This window comes from Roseicyclus marinus, assembly GCF_036322625.1.
GTDB lineage: Bacteria > Pseudomonadota > Alphaproteobacteria > Rhodobacterales > Rhodobacteraceae > Roseicyclus > Roseicyclus marinus_A.
On sequence record NZ_AP027266.1, the window covers coordinates 65,001 to 84,500 of the forward strand.

Here is a 19,500-nt window from a genome sequence, read left to right on the forward strand (position 1 = left end):
AGGACCACCTCCGAAGGCTAAGTACTCCTTACTGACCGATAGCGAACCAGTACCGTGAGGGAAAGGTGAAAAGCACCCCGACGAGGGGAGTGAAACAGTACCTGAAACCGAACGCCTACAAGCAGTCGGAGCCTCCTTGAGAGGTGACGGCGTACCTTTTGTATAATGGGTCATCGACTTGGTCTTACGAGCAAGCTTAAGCCGATAGGTGTAGGCGCAGCGAAAGCGAGTCTTAATAGGGCGTTGAGTTCGTGGGATCAGACCCGAAACCGAGTGATCTAGGCATGATCAGGATGAAGGTAAGGTAACACTTACTGGAGGTCCGAACCCACACCTGTTGAAAAAGGTCGGGATGAATTGTGCCTAGGGGTGAAAGGCCAATCAAACTCGGAGATAGCTGGTTCTCCGCGAAATCTATTTAGGTAGAGCGTCGTACGAATACCCCGGGGGGTAGAGCACTGGATGGGTAATGGGGCCCCACAGGCTTACTGATCCTAACCAAACTCCGAATACCCGGGAGTACTATACGGCAGACACACGGCGGGTGCTAACGCCCGTCGTGGAGAGGGAAACAACCCTGACCTCCAGCTAAGGCCCCTAATTCATGGCTAAGTGGGAAAGCAGGTGGGACGACCAAAACAACCAGGAGGTTGGCTTAGAAGCAGCCATCCTTTAAAGATAGCGTAACAGCTCACTGGTCTAAATAAGTTGTCCTGCGGCGAAGATGTAACGGGGCTCAAGCCATGAGCCGAAGCTGAGGATGCACATAGTGCATGGTAGCGGAGCGTAGTGTGACATAACTCCATGTGTCTTTACCGCCTTCGGGCGGCTTGGACACAAGGAGTTTTCTGTGAAGCCGGGGCGTGAGCCATCCGGTGGAGAGATCACTAGCGAGAATGATGACGTGAGTAGCGACAAACAGGGTGAGAGACCCTGTCGCCGAAAGTCCAAGGGTTCCTGCTTAAAGCTAATCTGAGCAGGGTAAGCCGACCCCTAAGGCGAGGCCGAAAGGCGTAGTCGATGGGAACCAGGTTAATATTCCTGGGCCATGTGGTGGTGACGGATCGCAGGTGTAGTTCGGCCTTATCGGATTGGTCGGGCTGCTGAGCGGTTCCTGGAAATAGCCCCACTATAAGATCGTACCCTAAACCGACACAGGTGGACTGGTAGAGAATACCAAGGCGCTTGAGAGAACGATGTTGAAGGAACTCGGCAAAATACCTCCGTAAGTTCGCGAGAAGGAGGCCCCGTTGGCAGGCAACTGTTGGCGGGGGGCACAAACCAGGGGGTGGCGACTGTTTATTAAAAACACAGGGCTCTGCGAAGTCGCAAGACGACGTATAGGGTCTGACGCCTGCCCGGTGCCGGAAGGTTAAAAGGAGGGGTGAGAGCTCCGAATTGAAGCCCCGGTAAACGGCGGCCGTAACTATAACGGTCCTAAGGTAGCGAAATTCCTTGTCGGGTAAGTTCCGACCTGCACGAATGGCGTAACGACTTCCCCGCTGTCTCCAACATCGACTCAGCGAAATCGAATTGCCTGTCAAGATGCAGGCTTCCCGCGGTTAGACGGAAAGACCCCGTGCACCTTTACTACAACTTCGCACTGGCATCAGGCCAAGCATGTGCAGGATAGGTGGTAGGCTTTGAAGCAGGGACGCCAGTCTCTGTGGAGCCTCCCTTGAGATACCACCCTTGCTTTGCTTGATGTCTAACCGCGGTCCGTTATCCGGATCCGGGACCATGCGTGGTGGGTAGTTTGACTGGGGCGGTCGCCTCCTAAAGAGTAACGGAGGCGCGCGAAGGTTGGCTCAGAGCGGTCGGAAATCGCTCGTTGAGTGCAATGGCAGAAGCCAGCCTGACTGCGAGACTGACAAGTCGAGCAGAGTCGAAAGACGGCCATAGTGATCCGGTGGTCCCAAGTGGGAGGGCCATCGCTCAACGGATAAAAGGTACGCCGGGGATAACAGGCTGATGATGCCCAAGAGTCCATATCGACGGCATCGTTTGGCACCTCGATGTCGGCTCATCTCATCCTGGGGCTGGAGCAGGTCCCAAGGGTATGGCTGTTCGCCATTTAAAGAGGTACGTGAGCTGGGTTTAGAACGTCGTGAGACAGTTCGGTCCCTATCTGCCGTGGGTGTAGGATACTTGAGAGGAGTTGCCCCTAGTACGAGAGGACCGGGGTGAACGTTCCACTGGTGGACCAGTTGTCGTGCCAACGGCAGTGCTGGGTAGCTATGAACGGAAAGGATAACCGCTGAAGGCATCTAAGCGGGAAGCCCCCCTCAAAACAAGGTATCCCTGAGGGCCGAGATAGACCATCTCGTCGATAGGCCGGAGATGTAAGCGCAGTAATGCGTTCAGTTGACCGGTACTAATTGCCCGATAGGCTTGATTTGATCCAGTGAAAGCCAGGAATGGCCGATCGGATCCGAAAGCGCACATGAGTGTGCTGACTTGGATGCGTGTTTCTTCCTCGGTTTGGTGGTCATAGCGTGAGCAAAACACCCGGCTCCATTCCGAACCCGGCCGTTAAGTGCCACTGCGCCGATGGTACTGCGTCTTAAGGCGTGGGAGAGTAGGTCACCGCCAAACCTAGAAAGAAACACGCGTATCTCTCTACGATGATCTTCCGCTTCGGACTACCTTAATTGGCACGCCCGAGGCATTGGCGCGGGGTGGAGCAGCCCGGTAGCTCGTCAGGCTCATAACCTGAAGGTCGTAGGTTCAAATCCTACCCCCGCAACCAAAATCACAAACAATATCAAACGCTTAGTTTCCGAGTAAAACACTGGGGGATTATCAGCGCGTTTCATGTCAACGCCATGTCAACGTTTGGCGAGTCGCACAGAGGTGGTTCGGCTTGTTTGAACAGGTGTCTGGCGTTTTCTAAGTGGATTTCCGCCTCGGTTATGCCGCCACCGCTTCGGGCATTGGCTGGTTGAAGTAGGCCTGATCGGGGGTTCTGCCGTCAAGCGATGAATGTGGGCGTCGGCTGTTGTAGAAGGTCAGATACCGGCCAATCCCGGCCCGGGCCTCGGACACGCTGGCATAGGCCCGCAGGTAGACTTCCTCGTATTTGATGCTCCGCCACAAACGCTCGACGAAGACGTTATCCCGCCAGGCGCCCTTGCCATCCATGCTGATTTTGATCTCGCGTGCGGCCAGCACCTTGATGAAGTCGGTGGACGTGAACTGGCTGCCCTGGACGCCCTTCTAAGAGTCAAGCGGCGATTTGGGACTGATTGATCTGCTTCTGACGCCGCATGATGATGCCGAAGACTTCTCGGGCGATATAGCGCTTGAGACTGCGAATGGCTTCCAGCTTCGAGTTTCCGGCAGCGATGCGTTTGGCTACGTAGGCCTGGGTGCGTGGGTCCAGACGCAACCGACCAATCGCGATAATGTGGATGGCGCTATTGGCCGCGCGATCACCGCCTCGGTTCAACCTGTGCCGGATCGTTTTGCCGGAAGATGCGGGTACCGGACTAACGCCGCAAAGGGCGGCAAAGCTCGCTTCAGATTTCAAGCGCTCGGGATTGTCGCCAGCCGTCAGCAATAGTTGCGCCGCGCTGTTAAGGCCGATCGCCGTCTGTTCGAGCAGTTCAGGGGCCAGTTCCTTGACGATGGCTTCGATCATGTCATCCAGATCGGCGATCTCATCATGCAACTCGAGATAACGCCGCGCCAGTGATTTGAGCGAGATGCGATAGGCTTCCTCGACCTCCCGATATGCAGTGAGATCAGGCCGCCAAGCTGCCAATGTGCGGATCAGCTGCATGCGGGTCATCTGCCGCAAGGGGTCGCGCAATCTGTCAGGGGCGCAGACGATCGTCGTTTGGATCATCTGCAATGCAATGCGGCGCGCCTGAACGGCTGTCTTGCGACAAACCCTTAGAACACGGAGGCTTTCGACCATTCCATCCCGGCTCCTTGGTGTCACGGTGTGCCGTTTGGCAAAGGCGGCATGGGCAGCGCTTTCCGCATCGAAGTGGTCGTTCTTGCCGCGTCGGCGTCGATCATGCTTGTCAGGGGCAGTGACCTCCAGAACTTCGACACCAGATGCCTGCATGTAACGCAACAATCCTGCGCCATAGCTGCCCGAGCATTCGATGCCGACGCGCTGCAGATCGCCGAAAGACCGCATCCAGGCGAGCATCAGGCGATACCCATGTCGTGTCGTGGGAAAGCTCTCGACACCAAGGACGCGATCCCGTTGATCGACAACGGCCGCCACGTGCAAATCCTTGTGGGTATCGACGCCCCCGACGACGCGAGATGCTTTGGTGTGATCGGCCATGCGATGATCCTTTCCTACGGCACGTGAACGAGCATCGCTCAGAAGAATGCTGGGACAGGACAGTCATGAGACCGGATGGTCAGGCCCTTCTTGGGTCACGGCGCACCTTTGAGACAAGCTCGCCGCAGGGCGTTCCCGGATGATCGACAGGTCCAGGGAAAGACACGTCGGGTCGATCGGAGTGAGAGTCAGATCACACCGGAAAGCCATGCGGCACCAACCCAGCGAATGGTCGATCGGTGTTTGAGTCAAACCACCCGAGAACTGGCACCAATCGTATGACTATCCGTGTTGAACATCTCGGGCGTGCCGTGCTTCGCCAGCGCCTCCTCCACGGCTTCTATGCAAAAATCCGCCTCCAGCGTGATTGACACCCGCCAGGCTAGGACACGCCGCGTGAACCAGTCCAGCACTGCGGCCAGGTAGATGAACCCGCGCGCCATCGGGATATAGGTGATGTCCATCGCCCAGACCTGATTGGGCCGGATGATCGGCAGTTTTCGCAGAAGATAGGGGTAAATCTTGTGCCCTGGCGCCGGTTTAGAGGTGTTCGGCTTGCGATAGAGCGCCTCGATACCCATGCGCTTCATCAGAGTGGCAACGTGCAGCCGCCCGACCTTGAAGCCTTCCTGCGCCAGCAGGCCCCGTAGCATACGGCTGCCCGCGAAGGGAAACTCCATGTGCAGCTTGTCGATCCGGTGCATCAGTTTCAGATCGGCGTCCGACACCGGGCGAGGCGTGTAGTAGACACTGCCCCGGCTGATCCCCAGTATTATCGCCTGACGGCTGACGCTCAGCTTGGCTGTGGGATCGATCATTTTTTTGCGCTCGGCAACAGACCCGCCTTCCCGAGCGCGCCGGACAAAAAATCGTTCTCCAGCGTCAGCTCTCCGATCTTCGCATGCAGGGTCTTCACGTCGATCACCGGTTCTGGTTCAGCCTTCGCGGCGTCCCCAAAAACACTAGTCGCGCCCTCAAGCAGCTGATCGCGCCACTGCTTGATCTGGTTCGGATGAACGTCGAAATCTTGTGCCAGCTCGATCAGCGTCTTCTCGCCCTTGATCGCGGCCACGGCCACTTTTGCCTTGAATGCCGGGCTGTGATTCCGGCGCGGTCGTCTTGTCATAGTCTTCTCCTCGCTTGCAGCATCATGCTGCTGTTGCGCGGAAAATCCACTTATCCCAGCTGTTCAAATTTGCGCAGCCACCTCTATTAGGGCGGCCCTGCGCGCTGACGCCCGCCCTAGTTGTTGGGCAGCCAATTTTTGTTTGACGTAAATTCGTTCGGCCGTAGCCGAGGTTCGGGGTCGGATATTCAAAGCACTTTAGAACCACTCCCCTGCTTACGATTTCAGTTGTCAGTTCGCACCAAGTAAGTCCCCATCGCTGTAGACAAGCATGTCAACCGGATCGACGGCGAGCCCGACGACATCACCCTCCCGAATGGACCTGTAGTGTCTAGTCTTGACGCGCAGGGGTTCCTCGGTTTCGGTCCGCAGCGTAATCACAGCTTCTACACCCAAGATCTCAGCCTCTACAACTGTAGCGCGCGGCGTGTCCGGTCGCGGATCGATCAGTTGGATTCTTTCGGCCCGAAGCCCGAGCCGTAGAGTGCCTGAACTCTGTCGCAAGATTCCCGGAACAGGACACTCTAGCGCCGGACAGACGAGGCCACCATCACGCACTGCGAGAGCGAGCATGTTCATCGGCGGGGAGCCAATAAAGTAACCAACGAACTCGTTTGCGGGCCGCTCGAATAGGATCGCGGGTTCTCCGAATTGTTGGACGCGGCCATCCCGCATCACCACGATTTCGTCCGCGAAGGACATTGCCTCGGCTTGGTCGTGGGTCACGAGGATCATCGTGACGCCGGTCGCGCGGTTGATCTCGCGCAGCTTGCGCCGCAGCGCGAATTTCAACTGCGGGTCGATCACGGTCAGTGGCTCATCGAGCAGGATCGCGCTTACATCCGGGCGCACGAGGCCGCGGCCGAGGGAAATGAGCTGCTTTTGGTCGGCGCTCAGTTTCAAGGCCGGCATGCTGAGCATGTCCCGCAATTCGAGAAGGTCGGCGATCTCGGCCACCCGGCGATTTACCGCGGCCGTATCCCAATTTCGGCATTCCAGTGGAAAGGCGAGGTTCTGCCCCACGGTCTTGGTCGCGTAGATCACCGGGAACTGGAAGACCTGTGCGATGTTGCGCTCAGAGGTCGATTTTCCGGTGACATCTTGACCATCGAACCACAGACGCCCGTGCGATGGTTTCAGCAGCCCCGAGATGATGTTCAGCATTGTAGTCTTGCCACAACCAGAGGGGCCTAGCAGGGCATAGGTCTTTCCGTCGGCCCATGTCAGATCGACAGGCTTCAGCGCGAAATCTTCCTCCTTAGTAGGATTCGGACGGTAGGAATGGCCCAGTTGCTGCAGGCGGATCTCGGACATTAGTAGGCCCTTTCGGTCACATTGCGCCCATCGGCGTCGAAGAGAAGAACATGGGTGGGGTCAAGCTGGACCGTCAACTCAGAGCCGACTTCGAGGTGCTCGATCCCGTCGACCAGCATGACCGCCTGTCCGAATGGAACGTGCAGATGCAAGATTGTCTCCGATCCGGAAAACTCGGTAAGGGAGATTGTCGCCGTAATGGCTCCGCCACGGGTCAGCGCATCTGGGCGAATTCCGATCCTCACGGGTCCTTCGACCGGTAAGCGCAGTCCCACTGACGGGATCTCGGTTCCGTCCGTCAGAAGCAACCGACCATCTACGACCTTGCCCTCAAAGATCGAGATTGGGGGCTCGCTGATGACCCGGGCTACCTCGATCGTGGGCGGGTTTTCAAACAGGTCAACTGGGTTGCCTTGCGCAACGATATGGCCACCTGCCATCACAAGAAGCTCGTCGCCAAGCTGCATCGCCTCTGCTGGCTCGGTTGTGGTGTATAGGATGATGCCGGATGCGTTGTCGTGCAGCAGCCGGGGAAACTCCTCACGAAGCTGCTCGCGCAACTTGTAGTCGAGGTTGGCGAGTGGCTCGTCCAGCATGAGAATGCGCGCATTCTTGACGATGGCCCGCGCCAGCGCAACCCGCTGCTGCTGGCCGCCGGACAACTCATAGGGCATCCTGTCTGAGAACTCACTGAGCCCGACAAGCTCCAGCGCCTCACTTGCGTGTCTTTCCGCCTCGGTGGCCGCCATGCCCTGTCGGCGCAGGGGGAAAGCAACATTCCGAAGTACGTTTAGATGCGGATAGTTGATGAATTGCTGGTAGACCATGGCCATTTGCCGCAACCTCACCGGGCGGGACACAAGGTTGGCTCCGTCAAGCTCGATCCGGCCGGAATCGACCTTATCGAGCCCCATAAGAGTGCGCAGTAGCTCGGTCTTACCGGCGCCGGTGCGCCCGAGTATCGTGTAGATCCGGCCTGGCATGAACTTGGCATTTAAGCCGTCGAGGGCGATGCGCCCTTCGGTTGCGGAAAGGTCTGTGATTTCTAGCATGGTAACCTACCTAATTGCACCGGCCAGCGAGCCGCGGGACATGAAGCGTTCGACCACAATGGCTACTAGGGCGAGCGGTGTGACAGAGATCAGCGCGAAGGCTGACAGCGACCACCACGGTGTCACGGAAGAGTTAAGCGACACGATGGCCACGGGGAGTAGCTGGGTTTCGGTGAAAGTGAGCGTGAAGGCGAAGAAGAAATCATTCCAGCCGAAGATCAGGCAGAACATGCCAGCCACCACGAGACCGGGAATAGAGTTCGGCAGGATCACCCGGAAGAACGCCTCGATCGGTGAACAGCCGTCGATCATGGCCATCTCATCTAGCTCGCGGGGGATGCCGGCAAAGAAATCCGTCATCACCCAGACCGCAATCGGTAGCAGAAGCGCTACGTAGATCAACGTCAGACCCCAGATAGAGTCGAGCCCGCCGACAACCTGCAGCATCAAGAAGAAAGGGATCGCCAGTACGATCGGCGGCATGATGCGCTGCGAGATGAAGAAGAATGTGATATCGGAGTTCTTGATGAACCCAGCGTCGTAGCGGAACCGCGATAGGCCATAGGCGGCGAGTGTGCCAAGAACGAGGCTCAGGATGCTGGAGAGCAGCGTCACCAGCGCACTGTTGAAGAAGGGCTGGACGATGTTGATGCCTTGGCTGCCTGACGCGAAAAGCGCGCTCCAACCTTGCGTCGACGGTTCGAACTCCACCCAGGGCAGGTAGCGAGCGCCGCCGGTGACGGCGTTGGCGTCTTTAAACGACGTGCTCAGCGCCCAGAGGAACGGGAACACTACGAAGATGGTCCAGCCCATCAGGCAGACGTATCGTATGATGTGATAGATGCGGTGGGGCATTTCAGCTGTCCTTTCCGACGAGGAACCGCGTCAGGAGCTTTGCGACGAAGGTCAGGGTGACGATCATGATGACGAGGTAGGTCAGCGACAGCGCGGCCGAGTAACCTACCTGAAAGTCGCGAAGCCCCCTTATGTAGATGTAGTAGGACGGGGTTTCGGTCGCGGTGCCCGGCCCACCTGAGGTCATCACGTAGACGGTGTCCATGATTTTGGAGGCTTCGATGATCCGGATGATGATGGCCCCGATAGAGATCGGCGCCATCAGCGGAAAGGTCACTTGCCAGAATGTACGTACTGGGCTGGCCCCGTCGATCGCGGCGGCGAGGTAGGGCTCCTTCGGAAGCGAGACAAGACCGGCGAGCAGCAGCAGGAACATGAAGGGTGTCCACTGCCACACCTCGACGATGACAACCGCGACAAAGGCGAAGGTAGCGTCTGACAACCAGGGCACCGCTGACAGGCCGAGGGCCGTCAGGATGTCGTTCGCGGGGCCTAGGCTTTCGTGAAAGATCGTGCGCCAGATCACCGACATGACAACCGGCGTGGTCATCATCGGCACTAGAAACAGAACCCGGAAGAAGCGGCGGCCGCGGATGTTGTTCCAGACCATGAGAGCCAAGGCGAAGCCAAGAACGTATTGTAGAGTCACTGTCAAGAGTGACAGAAGTGTCAGGCGCCCGAGGCTTTCCCAGAACCGTACATCTTCCAATACCCGGCCAAAATTGCGTCCGCCGATCCAGTCGAGCCCTGCCTGATAGACGTCCCAGCTCGAGAAGCTGACCCGGATCGTGAACAAAAGCGGGAACAGGATGATCGCGATGAGCGAAAGCAGTGCGGGTAAGAGAAAGAAATGCTTGGCCTTTAACATTTTTCCGGATCCTTAAGTGGTTTTGGGGGCGCGCACGGCGAAAACTTGCCGCCGTGCGCGCTCTACCGATCAATCCGTGAAGTCTTCGAGACGGACCACGTTGGCGTAGGCCTCGCGCAGACGGTCCTCGCCGATGCGGTCGACGATATCGGCCCATTCGGCGGCCACCTGATCGAGTGCGGCCTGCGGCTCCATCTGGCCGGCCAGCGCGGCGGCGACTCCGTTGGCGAGTGAAGACATGAACTGACCGACGCCCGGCACCCGCAAATCGTAGACGCGGTTGCCACTCTGCTCCATGCCCGACAGCGTCTCCACATAGGTTTGGGCAACGTCATGATCCCAGCCGAGGCCCTGCCAGAAGTCGACATCGAAATGAGCGTTCCGGTATGGGTTTACGCCGAAGCGACCGATTTGCAGGTCATGCGCTGCGTTCGCCTCGTTAGAGAAGAAGCAGAGGAAGTTAAACGCCATCTCCTGCTCGTTAGAAGCCGCCGAGACGGCCGAGGACCAGCCCCAAGTCATATAGGGCGCACGGTTCGGCTCCTCGAAGGTATCCCATTGGCCGGTGTCGCGGTTCCAGACTTCGTAAGCACCGGGAAGTGGCGCAGCGGCTACTTGGTTGCGTATGCGGCTGTTTTCCTGCTGGGCCTGAATGAAGGCGTCGTCCCAAGAGTAACTCATCAGGGTCTGACCTCCGCCGAACGAGAAGATCTCGTCCCCGAGGCCGAAATTGGTGCCGCCAGGTGGAAAGCTGTTCTGGGCTTCGACGAACAGTTCCAGCCCGCGTACGAAGCCCGGCGTATTGATTAGCGGTTCCATCGTCTCGAGGTCGAAAAAGAAGCCGCCGCCGACATCAGGATGTCTAGCGTATGGTGCGGCACGGCTAATGAAAGCCGAAAACATCAGGTCGTCGCGACGCGCAACCTCAGCCGATCCGTAGTTTAGTTCGCCGTCACCGTCCCAGTCGAAGCCGCTAAAATAGGCTGCGATCTGGTTGTATTCCTCCCAGGTCTCGGGAACTCGCAGTTCGTTGCCGGTATCGGCGAGATATCGCGCCTGCATCTCTGGGCTCTGGAACACGTCGAGTCGGTACTTCAGGTAGTGACGGTCACCATCCATCGGATACTGGATCATCTGCCCGTTCCAAGTCGCGACGCCGGCGAAGCTGTCTGTCACGTCCTGCATGCCGCTGGTCTGTTGAAAACTCTCCGGCACCGGGGCGAGGAAACGGTTGAAATCGCCAATCCAAAGCGAGGCATAGAACATCACGTCATAGGCGTTCTGGTTGCTCTGAAAGGGGATCATGATGCGCTGGAACAGATCGCCAAAGGGCACGTGAACCACGTTAACCGTGGCTCCGGTTAGTTCAGAGAATTGTTCGGCATGAAGCGCGGTGGGTTCACCGATCACCGGTATCGCGTGGGTGATTACGTTCAGGGTCCGTCCCGAATAATCGAGAGCGTCGATCGAGGCGTAGCTGCAGGCGCCGGGAACGTCTTCGACGATGCCAAAGCGGGTATAGTCCTGCGCAGAAGCCGGCGCGGTACCAAGCTGGATGGTTGCGACGGCGGCAACAGCCAGAGCTGAGACTGAGTGATTCAGATAGCGGTTCATGTTAGTTCCTCCAAAGTAGGGTTTTTTTGTGGCGCCCTGTATTTACGGGCGCGCTCCGGTTGGATTGGAGGCGGCCACGCCGCCACCGATCCGGTTCGAATGTCAGGGAATCAGGACAGCACGGCCCTTGATCTTGCCCTCGTGCAGGGCACGCAGCGCGCTGTTAGCCTCTGAGAGCTTGAATTCGCGCGTTTCAAGTTGAACCAGTCCGCGATGGGCAAGCTCCATCAACTCGGTCAGTTCGGCCCAAGTGCCCACGAGATTTCCAATGATGTTCTTCTCAGTGATCACTAGATCCACAGTCGGCACGTTCACATTCTCGCCGTAGCCGATCACATAATAGCTTCCCGCGTTGCGCGTCATTGCAAGGCCCTTGCCCGTCGTGCCATGTTCGCCAACGAAATCAAGAACGGCTTCGGCACCCTTACCCGCAGTCAGTTCCATAACTTTCTGGAGCTCGTCCCCATCCGCCTTGACGAGATGGTGGGCGCCGCATTGCTCAGCGAGCTTCAGCGACACGTCTGAGCGGTCGACTACGATGATCTCGGCGGCGCACATCGCTGCCAGCACTTGGATCGCAATATGGCCAAGGCCGCCTGCCCCAATCACGACGCAATACTGGCCCGGTAGCAGGTGCCGCGTCGCCTTCTTAGCGGCGCGGTAGGCCGTCAGTCCCGCATCAGAATAGGGCGCCACGTCCTTGGGGTTCAGCGATTTCGGCAGGGCGACGATGTTACGCGCGGACGTCACCAAAGCCTCAGCGTAACCGCCATCGCTGTCGAGCCCCGGGAAAGTGCCGTCGCCGTGCATATCCTCGCCGCGCCGGCAAGCGAGGCAGGTGCCATTTGAGATCTTGGGGTGGACGATTACGGGATCGCCCTTTTTGAGGTTTTCGACCTCCGGGCCGACATCCTCAATCCAGCCGGCATTCTCGTGCCCGAGTATCAACGGCAACAGCTCGGTTCCCGTTGGGTCCATATGCGGCCGCCAGACGCCTTCGATGACGTGAAGGTCAGTTCGGCAGACACCCGCACCGCCGATGCGAACGATCACGTCCGATCCTTTAGTGATCTTCGGATCTGGTACATCGGCGTGTTCCACCCAAGTGGGGGCGGTCAGGGCGTCATCGTATCGATAGAGCACTTGCGCCTTCATGAGGTCCTCCTGCGGAAAGGCTTGTTTCGTTGGCATCGCTTTTAGGAAGAAACACTCGGGTCTGTGGCAGCGGCAGGTGTTCAGTTTCAAGAATCCGCTCCGGATTCTGTGTTCAGAGACTGAACAGTTGGCAACATTACTGTTCTGAGCTGACAGCGGTCATGCTACGAACGGCCATGCGTCAGGTATTGGAGGAATCCTGCACGCTCGCCGGGGAGGGAAATAATCATGGATGCATCATTGGCCGCAGCCCGGGAGGCGCTGGAGAATGGATCCCGTCCGCAGACCGGTCAGGTCGAACGCGACATCAGTGACAGCTGGGAGCGCTCAGTGGCCCACGGCCTCGACCCGCGCGGTGAGCCGCGCAACGCGGTGATCGCCTACCAAGACTTGAGACGCGAGCGAAAGGAGCGAGCCCACCTGATGCGCCACGTCCGCCCCGAATTGGAGCTTCTCAGCAGCCAGATCGCAGGCACCAACTTCATGGCGGCTTTTGCCAACGCCGAGGGCGTCATCCTCGACGCAATCATGGACAACGAGTTCGCCGAGTCCCCCTGCGCTAAGGCCGTCAGGGTTGGGTCGATCTGGACCGAAGATTTGCGCGGAACTAATGCCCTCGGGCTCGCCCTCCATACCGGTCGTGCCGCGACGGTAACAGGGGCAGAGCACTTCTTCCACAGCCATGCCGAAGTGTCCTGCGTGAGCGCGCCAATCTTCGGATCACGCGGCGAGATTCTCGGCCTTCTCGATGCGTCCTCCGAAATCGCGGCCAGGCAGATACACACCAAGGCGCTGGTGCTTCTTGCCGCCAACAATATCGAGAACCGCGTGTTCGTCGAAGCGCATCGCGAAGACTACATCCTTCAATTTCACCCCCGTTCAGAGTACCTCACAACGCAGAGCGTGGCGATGCTGTCGGTGGACCAAGACGGCCAGATAACTGGCGCAAACCGCAGGGCAGCTGAGTTTCTCACGGGGCTCGATCTCGTCGGCGTGACCTCTTTCGAGAGACTGTTCCAGAACCGCTTCTCGCCCACGCTGACTGCGCTTCTACGGGGCGAGTATCTGCGAGTACGCGACTGGCTGAACGCAACATACTTCATGCGCGTCAGGCTTACACGGCCGCGCCGCAGCAATCACAGCGTTGTTATGAACCTCGCCGCAGCCACGGGTGGAGTGGTGCGGGTGCCGACAAGCGCCGAAGAGCCGATCTATGTGGACGAACAGGTGCGCAAAGCCCTGCTGGTCGGGCAGCGTGCAATGCGCCACGGCATGCCCGTGCAAATCGTAGGTCCGGCGGGTAGCGGAAAGACAACGCTGGCCCGCCATCTGCACGCAACTTGTTCGCCGCAAGGCTCGTTCATAGTTTTAAGTGGCGCCCTCGCCGAAAGCGGCGACCTCGAGGTCGAGCTCGCATCTCAGCCCGATCAAGCGTCGGATTGGATCGCAAAAGGCGGGACGGTCCTCGTCGAGGACACTCTGAGCCGCAATGCTCTGGAGATTGCGAGCTTGCGAGATCTCCTGCACCGGCTCACATCTCTCAATGAGCGCGGGTTGTGGAACGTCATTCTAACTGAAACGACTACTGACGAGGATGACTATTTGAACACGCATCACGAAATGTTAGAAATCGCCACAATCCCGATCTCTCTGCCGGAACTATCTGCAAGAACCGATTTCGATCATTTAGCAACGGCGATGATGAAAGCGATTTCGGAGGAACACACGCTGTCGAAGTCCGCCTGCGAGGCGATGATCCGGCATCATCGTGTCAAGAACCTTTCGGATCTCGATGCCGAACTGCGCCGACTCGCAGTGCATTGTCCGGCCGGCGTGATCCGCCGGGAGCATGTCTATAAGCACCTGAATTTTGGGTCCGCCGATCTCGAACCCTGCGGAACATGCCGCGGCAACCCACTGAAGGAAGTCAAGTGTCGGGAAATTCGCAAAGTTTACCGACAGAACAACTCCAACATCGCGCTAACCGCACGTAGGCTCGGTGTCTCAAGAAACACTGTTTATAAGCATCTTGCTGCGACAGGTTTGCCGTGGCCTTGACCGCTGGATCCAGTACAAAGGAGTGTCCCAGGAGTCAGGCCCTTGGTCCAAGGCTAACGTAGCCCGGCCCTCGGTGCACGGGCCATGGTTCCCGCAACTCGGTACTTAATCCCACCGCCGATTTATGTGATAATATAACACTCACATCGGGGACCCGGATGCGGTTTTTGAAAGGCAACAAGATCGGCGCGGAAACGCGCTTCGGACCGGACTGGCCGGGCGAGCGCTGTGGTGCCCGAACTAAGGCCGGTACGTCCTGCAAACGCCCAGCGGTGAAACGCACGGGGCGGTGCACGCGTCACGGCGGCAAGAGCACCGGACCTCGGACCGAGGAGGGTAGGGCTCGCATCGCGGCAGCCAAGACCGTGCACGGGCGGATGACGAAAGACGCTCGCGCCGCGGCCAAGCGCCGGGCGCAGGTTGGACGTGAGATCCGAGCGGAGCTTCGCGAGATCGAGCGAGGGGCGATTGCAGAGGGGCGGCTCAGCAAAGATTGGAGGCGGGCGTTCAGGCAGAGTGAGTGAGGTGATGGTTTTTTCCCAAAAACTTCTAGAGGTTTGGAACGAGAGGCCTTCTTGATCCCTCAAAGTTTAGCGAAATTTCGTCACCTTACTCACTCTCGTCAGAAGATCTGCACGGAACAGCATCTCGCCATTGCTTCGACGCACAATGCTCCACTCCCCGCTGCAATCTACAGCATCTCGAAGTCGCTGCAAAAAGCGCCGCTTTGAAGGTGTGTGGGTCACGCCGGTGATCAGCCCCACCTGAGTGGTCCAGTTTGAGTGTTAGTGCATGACTGGCCTTCGGTCCATCGGGACGATGGTTTCCGGGGCCGGCGGGCGGTAGCCCAGGGCACTGTGGGGTCGCTTGGTGTTGTAGTGCCTCCTCCATTGTTCGATCAGGATTTGTGCCTCGCGGAGGCTGTAGAAGACTTCGCCGTTGAGCAGTTCGTCGCGGAACCTGGCGTTGAAGCTCTCGCAGTAGCCGTTCTCCCATGGTGACCCTGGTTCGATGTAGGCTGTCCGGGCGCCGACCGCGCTGATCCAATCGCGGACGGCTTGGGCCACAAACTCCGGGCCGTTGTCTGACCGGATGTACGCTGGCACGCCCCGCATGATGAACAGGTCGCTCAGCGCATCGATCACGTCACCTGAGTTCAGCTTGCGCTTTGTCTTGATCGCCAGACACTCGCGGCTGTGTTCATCCAGGATGTTGAGCGTCCTGAAGACCTTCCCATCCTCCGTGCGGCAATGCACGAAATCATAGCTCCAGACGTGGTCCCGATACTCCGGTCGCAGCCGGACGCAAGACCCGTCGTTCAGCCAGAGCCGCCCCTTCTTCGGTTGCTGCATTGGCACCTTAAGCCCCTCTCGCCGCCACAGGCGTTCGACGCGTTTGTCGTTCACCTCCCATCCCGCATCTCTCAGCAGGGACGCGATCCGACGATAGCCGTAGCGACCAAACTGACGCGCCAGCTCGATCATGTCCGCGACCAGTTGCACCTCATCGGCGCGACCCTGCGGCAGCTTCCGCTGCGTGGAGCGGTGTTGGCCCAGGACGCGACAAGCCCGGCGCTCAGAGATCGCGAACGTGCTGCGAGCATGCTCAATGCAAGCACGGCGACGAGCGGGGCTCAGAAGTTTCCCCGTGCCGCCTCCGCCAAGATCAACTTGTCCAGCGTCAGATCTGACACGGCTTTCCGTAACCGTTCATTCTCTTTCTGGAGGCGCTTGAGTTCCTTCAGTTGGTCTGTTCCCATACCGCCGTATTGCTTGCGCCAGCGGTAGTAGGTCTGCTCGGTAATGCGAACCTCGCGGATCGCGTCCACCCGTGCCATGCCTTGCCCGACAAGCACCTCAACCTGCCGCAGCTTTGTGACAATCTCTTCCGGCTTGTGCCGCTTCGTAGCCATTCTGATCCTCCGTTTTCCTAAACATAACGGCGGACCACTTCATTGGGGGAGGATCACCCTTGTAAATCAGGCCTTTCAGGATGTCATCGGATGATTTCGGAGAGAAGAATGGTGCCGGTGAAGGGACTCGAACCCCCGACCCCATCATTACGAATGACGTGCTCTACCAGCTGAGCTACACCGGCATTCTTCTCTTTGCGTTGGTGCCGAAACCGGCCTCAATGCAGCACGCAAACAGCGTGTTGCGCGCTATTAGCAAGCCCGCCCGGCGTTTCCTAGCCCCTATTTTCGCCCCGTCGCGGCATCCGACGATGCCTCCAGAACCTCGGCATCTTCCGCATCCTTGCCGGAGCTTTCACGCTTGTCTTCCAGGGCACCGACGATCAACGGCAACATCTGTGCCGGACCCATGAGGGCCGCCTCGCTCTGGGCCACTTCCTGCCAGCTCAGCCGGTCGAAACTGCCGCAATGCGAACAGACCGGGCGCCATTCCGCATGCACATGGCCGCAGGAATCACAAACCCATTGCATGCCACGCGGTGCCATGACGGCCTTGGCCAGCCAGGCACGAACCACCCTGTCTTCGGCCCCTGCGCCGCGTTCGATGGCGGCCATGATGGTCAGGGAGCGCGCCGTGGGGCTGGTCTCGGCCAGATCGCCAAGGGCACGGCGGGCTGCCGGGAAATCTTCGGCCGCGATCTGCAGTTCGGCTTCGAGCAAGCGCGCCTCGGCACTGCCTGCATGCTTGGCGATGAGCGGCTTGAACCGCTTCAATCGCTCGGACGGGGTTTCGTCCGGCACGATCTCGGCAAAGGCGGCTGCGATGTCGGGATGGGGGTTCATGTCCCAGGCGGATTTCAGGATCTTGGTCGCATGCTTGGGCTTGCCATCGGCGATGGCCAACCGGCCTGCCATGACGGCGGCGGGCACCAGACCGGGTGCCATCGCCTGCGCCGCTTCGGCATCGCGCACGGCCTCGGCGATCTTGCCTTCGGCCATGGCGTCGCGCGCATGGGCGAGCGCCAGAACCGCATCGCGCCGCTTGTGCACGTCGCGCGGCAGGTTGCCGGATTTCAGCGCGGCGGCCAGCGTCGCCCGTGCCCCAGCCCAATCCTCGTGCCGTGCCTGCAGCTGGAGGAGCGTTGTCTGCACCTCTTCGTTCTTGGGGCGGATCGCGAGCGCCTTTTCCGCGAGTTTCATCGCGGTTTCGGTCTCGCCCGCCGCCAGTTTCTGCTTCATCAGGCCCCGCACGCCCACAAAGCGTGTCCGGTCATCCGTCACGAGCGCCTTGAAGGTTTCGGTGGCAAGGGCCGTGTCGCCCACCATCTCGGCCCCTTGGGCCACGACAAGCTTGGTCAGTTCCGGCCGCCCGAGGTATTTCTCGGCCCGCTCCGCCTTGCGGATCGCAAGCCGCCCCTCGCCTGCGGCCAGTGCCATCATGCCTTCGGCCAGCGCCTCGTAGCCCTTGCGCTCGGCACGGCGGTTGAAATAGCGGCTGATCGCGGTCTCGTCGCCGTTCAGGAACCGCAGGGTCGCGACCAAGAGGCCGACGGTCTTGAACAAAAGCCATACCGCCAGAAGCAGCACCAAGGCCCCCAGCACAGCCAAGAGCGGCGTCAGCACGAATTCGCGCCCCATCACGGTCAGGGTGGCCAGTTCCCCCATTTCCGTCAGCTGTCCGACCCCAAAGGTCAGGCCGGCAACCAGCGCGATGAAGATCAGGACTTTGAGCAAGGACCAAAGCATCATGGTGTCCCTTCAGTTACCGCTGGACGCAAGCGCGCCGGACAGGATGGCGAGCCCCGCAAGCGCATCGGCGCGGGCCTGAACGCCTGTGGCCCATGGCGCCAGTTCGGCCTGTGCGCCGTCGGGCAGCGCGGACAGTTCTGCCAGCGCGCCGTTCAGATCGCCCGCTTCGATCGCGGCCCCGATCCGGCTGAGCACGGCATCGGGATCGTCACCTTCGCGCGGTTCGACGGACCGTCCTCCGATCTGACCCATGACAAAGGCACCCAGACGGTCACCCATGCTGTCGCCCGCAGCCTCCTGCAAGGCGCGGGGCAGGGCGGCACGGGCAAGGGCGGGAAACTCCGCCTGCAATGCACCCAGCGTCGGCACGCCCGAGGCTGCAAGATCGGCAAGCCCTGCGGGAACCTCGGTCACCTGACCAAGGGCGGCCACGGCATCGCCAAAGGGCGCGCCGGTTTCCAATGCCACCTGCATTTGCACCAGTGCTGCTTCCGCTTCGACCCGTGCGAGGGCGGCGGCGGCTTGTGCCTCGGCTTCGGCCACGGCGGCGGCGGCTTGGGCTTCGGCCTCGGCAGCGGCCTGCGCGGCGGCTTCGGCAGCAGCCTGCAGGGTCGCGGCCTGTTCCGCGGCGGCAGCACGTTGCGCCTCGAGCTCGGCTTCGAGCGCGGTCGCGGCTTCGAGCGCTGCGGCATTGTCGGCGGTGATGTCGCCGCTGAAGACCGGACGCTCTTCCAGAACGGCGACCCTGTCGGACAGGCTTCCAAGCGCTTCGGTCGCGCTGGCGATCTCTTCGGCCAAGGCACCGATCTGATCGGTGATGGGGGTCAGGTCGATGTTGCCTGCCGCGCCGACTGTCGCGGGTACCGATTGCAGCGCGGCAACCTGCGCCTGAAGCGCGGCGAGTGTTTCGGACTGGGTGGCCAGCGCCTCTGCGATGGCCCCGGTCTGTGCGCTGTTTGGTGCGGGCCCGCGCGACGGCAAGACGCCCATATAGGCCGCGCCAAAGCCGATACCGGCTGCGACAACGCCGCCGATCACCATGGGCACAAGGCTGTTGCGTTGGGGCGGCGGCGGCGCAGGTGGCGGCGTGGGCCGGGTTGGCTCCGGCTCGGGCGTGGCAAGCGTTTCGCTTCCGTCGCCGGGTTCAAGCACCACCTCGGCCTCTTCCACCTCGTCCTTGGCACCGGTCACGCTGTCATCCCCGGCAAGGCCATCGGGCTGGGGCGACGCTGTTTCGTCCGCATCGGTCGCTGGGGGGCTGTCCTGTTCGACGACATCCGCCGCTGCGGCAGGGGCTTCGTCGGTGGTGGTCCGCGCTTCGGACGAATCGGCCTGTTCGGTCGGTGCTTCGATCGCATCAGGGCTTTGCGTGTCTTCGACAGGAGCGGTCGTTTCCGCGTTATCGCGCCGATTTCTTGTGCTGCCTGAGCTTTTCGAGCTTCCCCGTGCCACCTGACTGTCCTTCATCTGTAAGTTTCAAAACTGTCCAGAGCGCAT

The 19,500-nt window shown here is 59.8% G+C and carries 12 protein-coding genes, 2 tRNA genes, 2 rRNA genes and 2 pseudogenes (1 of these 18 cut by a window edge); 5 read left to right on the forward strand and 13 right to left on the reverse strand.

Going from position 1 to position 19,500, the window contains the following annotated elements; all coding sequences use genetic code 11:
* The 3 genes from AABA51_RS00340 to AABA51_RS00350 all read left to right on the forward strand — a co-directional run.
* A 23S ribosomal RNA gene (locus AABA51_RS00340) occupies nt 1-2,399 on the forward strand (it extends 430 nt beyond the left edge of the window).
* A gap of 81 nt (nt 2,400-2,480) precedes the next feature.
* A 5S ribosomal RNA gene (gene rrf / locus AABA51_RS00345) occupies nt 2,481-2,595 on the forward strand.
* Nucleotides 2,596-2,672: 77 nt separating this feature from the next.
* Nucleotides 2,673-2,749: transfer RNA gene (locus AABA51_RS00350), tRNA-Met, on the forward strand.
* A gap of 161 nt (nt 2,750-2,910) precedes the next feature.
* On the opposite strand, the pseudogene AABA51_RS00355 reads toward AABA51_RS00350, so the two are convergent.
* From AABA51_RS00355 to AABA51_RS00395, 9 genes and pseudogenes are all read right to left on the reverse strand, one after another.
* Nucleotides 2,911-3,207: pseudogene (locus AABA51_RS00355) on the reverse strand (transposase); the annotation flags it as partial.
* A gap of 16 nt (nt 3,208-3,223) precedes the next feature.
* Nucleotides 3,224-4,300 (reverse strand): IS110 family transposase, encoded by a 1,077-nt coding sequence (locus AABA51_RS00360; RefSeq protein ID WP_338273367.1) that lies wholly within the window; start codon nt 4,298-4,300, stop codon nt 3,224-3,226.
* A 284-nt stretch (nt 4,301-4,584) separates the two neighbouring features.
* A pseudogene (locus AABA51_RS00365) lies at nt 4,585-5,426 on the reverse strand (IS3 family transposase); the annotation flags it as partial.
* Between the two features lie 231 nt (nt 5,427-5,657).
* Entirely contained in the window at nt 5,658-6,740 is a 1,083-nt protein-coding gene (locus AABA51_RS00370; protein WP_338273368.1) for an ABC transporter ATP-binding protein, read from the reverse strand.
* Nucleotides 6,740-7,792, reverse strand: a complete 1,053-nt coding sequence (locus AABA51_RS00375) for an ABC transporter ATP-binding protein (protein WP_338273369.1) — start codon at nt 7,790-7,792, stop codon at nt 6,740-6,742. Before AABA51_RS00375 ends, AABA51_RS00370 begins: the two co-directional genes overlap by 1 nt.
* Before the next feature lie 6 nt (nt 7,793-7,798).
* Nucleotides 7,799-8,647 carry a carbohydrate ABC transporter permease gene (locus tag AABA51_RS00380; protein WP_338273370.1) on the reverse strand — a complete coding sequence of 283 codons (849 nt, stop codon included), beginning with the start codon at nt 8,645-8,647 and terminating at the stop codon, nt 7,799-7,801.
* A gap of 1 nt (nt 8,648) precedes the next feature.
* Nucleotides 8,649-9,515: a carbohydrate ABC transporter permease gene (locus AABA51_RS00385; protein ID WP_338273371.1), complete on the reverse strand. Its 867-nt coding sequence runs from the start codon at nt 9,513-9,515 to the stop codon at nt 8,649-8,651.
* 69 nt (nt 9,516-9,584) lie between these two features.
* Nucleotides 9,585-11,129 carry an ABC transporter substrate-binding protein gene (locus AABA51_RS00390; RefSeq protein WP_338273372.1) on the reverse strand — a complete coding sequence of 515 codons (1,545 nt, stop codon included), beginning with the start codon at nt 11,127-11,129 and terminating at the stop codon, nt 9,585-9,587.
* Between the two features lie 102 nt (nt 11,130-11,231).
* A complete protein-coding gene (locus AABA51_RS00395) occupies nt 11,232-12,374 on the reverse strand; it encodes an NAD(P)-dependent alcohol dehydrogenase (RefSeq protein ID WP_338273373.1) in 1,143 nt (380 codons plus the stop codon).
* 138 nt (nt 12,375-12,512) lie between these two features.
* Here AABA51_RS00395 and AABA51_RS00400 point away from each other — a divergent pair, with 138 nt between their 5' ends.
* Together AABA51_RS00400 and AABA51_RS00405 are read left to right on the forward strand one after the other, a co-directional pair.
* A complete protein-coding gene (locus tag AABA51_RS00400) occupies nt 12,513-14,342 on the forward strand; it encodes a sigma-54-dependent Fis family transcriptional regulator (RefSeq protein WP_338273374.1) in 1,830 nt (609 codons plus the stop codon).
* 158 nt (nt 14,343-14,500) lie between these two features.
* Nucleotides 14,501-14,866 (forward strand): HGGxSTG domain-containing protein, encoded by a 366-nt coding sequence (locus tag AABA51_RS00405; RefSeq protein WP_338273375.1) that lies wholly within the window; start codon nt 14,501-14,503, stop codon nt 14,864-14,866.
* 261 nt (nt 14,867-15,127) lie between these two features.
* Here AABA51_RS00405 and AABA51_RS00410 read toward each other — a convergent pair.
* The 4 genes from AABA51_RS00410 to AABA51_RS00425 form a co-directional block, all read right to left on the reverse strand.
* Nucleotides 15,128-16,254, reverse strand: a protein-coding gene (locus AABA51_RS00410) for an IS3 family transposase (protein WP_338273376.1) whose coding sequence is annotated in 2 segments (ribosomal slippage) — nt 15,128-15,990 and nt 15,990-16,254 — 1,128 coding nt in all. Because the reading frame shifts where the segments join, the coding sequence is not laid out codon by codon here.
* A 109-nt stretch (nt 16,255-16,363) separates the two neighbouring features.
* Nucleotides 16,364-16,439, reverse strand: a tRNA-Thr gene (locus AABA51_RS00415).
* Between the two features lie 97 nt (nt 16,440-16,536).
* Nucleotides 16,537-18,003 (reverse strand): heme biosynthesis protein HemY, encoded by a 1,467-nt coding sequence (locus AABA51_RS00420; RefSeq protein WP_338273377.1) that lies wholly within the window; start codon nt 18,001-18,003, stop codon nt 16,537-16,539.
* A gap of 9 nt (nt 18,004-18,012) precedes the next feature.
* The gene (locus AABA51_RS00425) at nt 18,013-19,470 is read right to left on the reverse strand and encodes a COG4223 family protein (RefSeq protein ID WP_338273378.1); all 1,458 of its coding nucleotides are present in this window, start codon (nt 19,468-19,470) and stop codon (nt 18,013-18,015) included.
* Between the last annotated feature and the right edge of the window lie 30 nt (nt 19,471-19,500).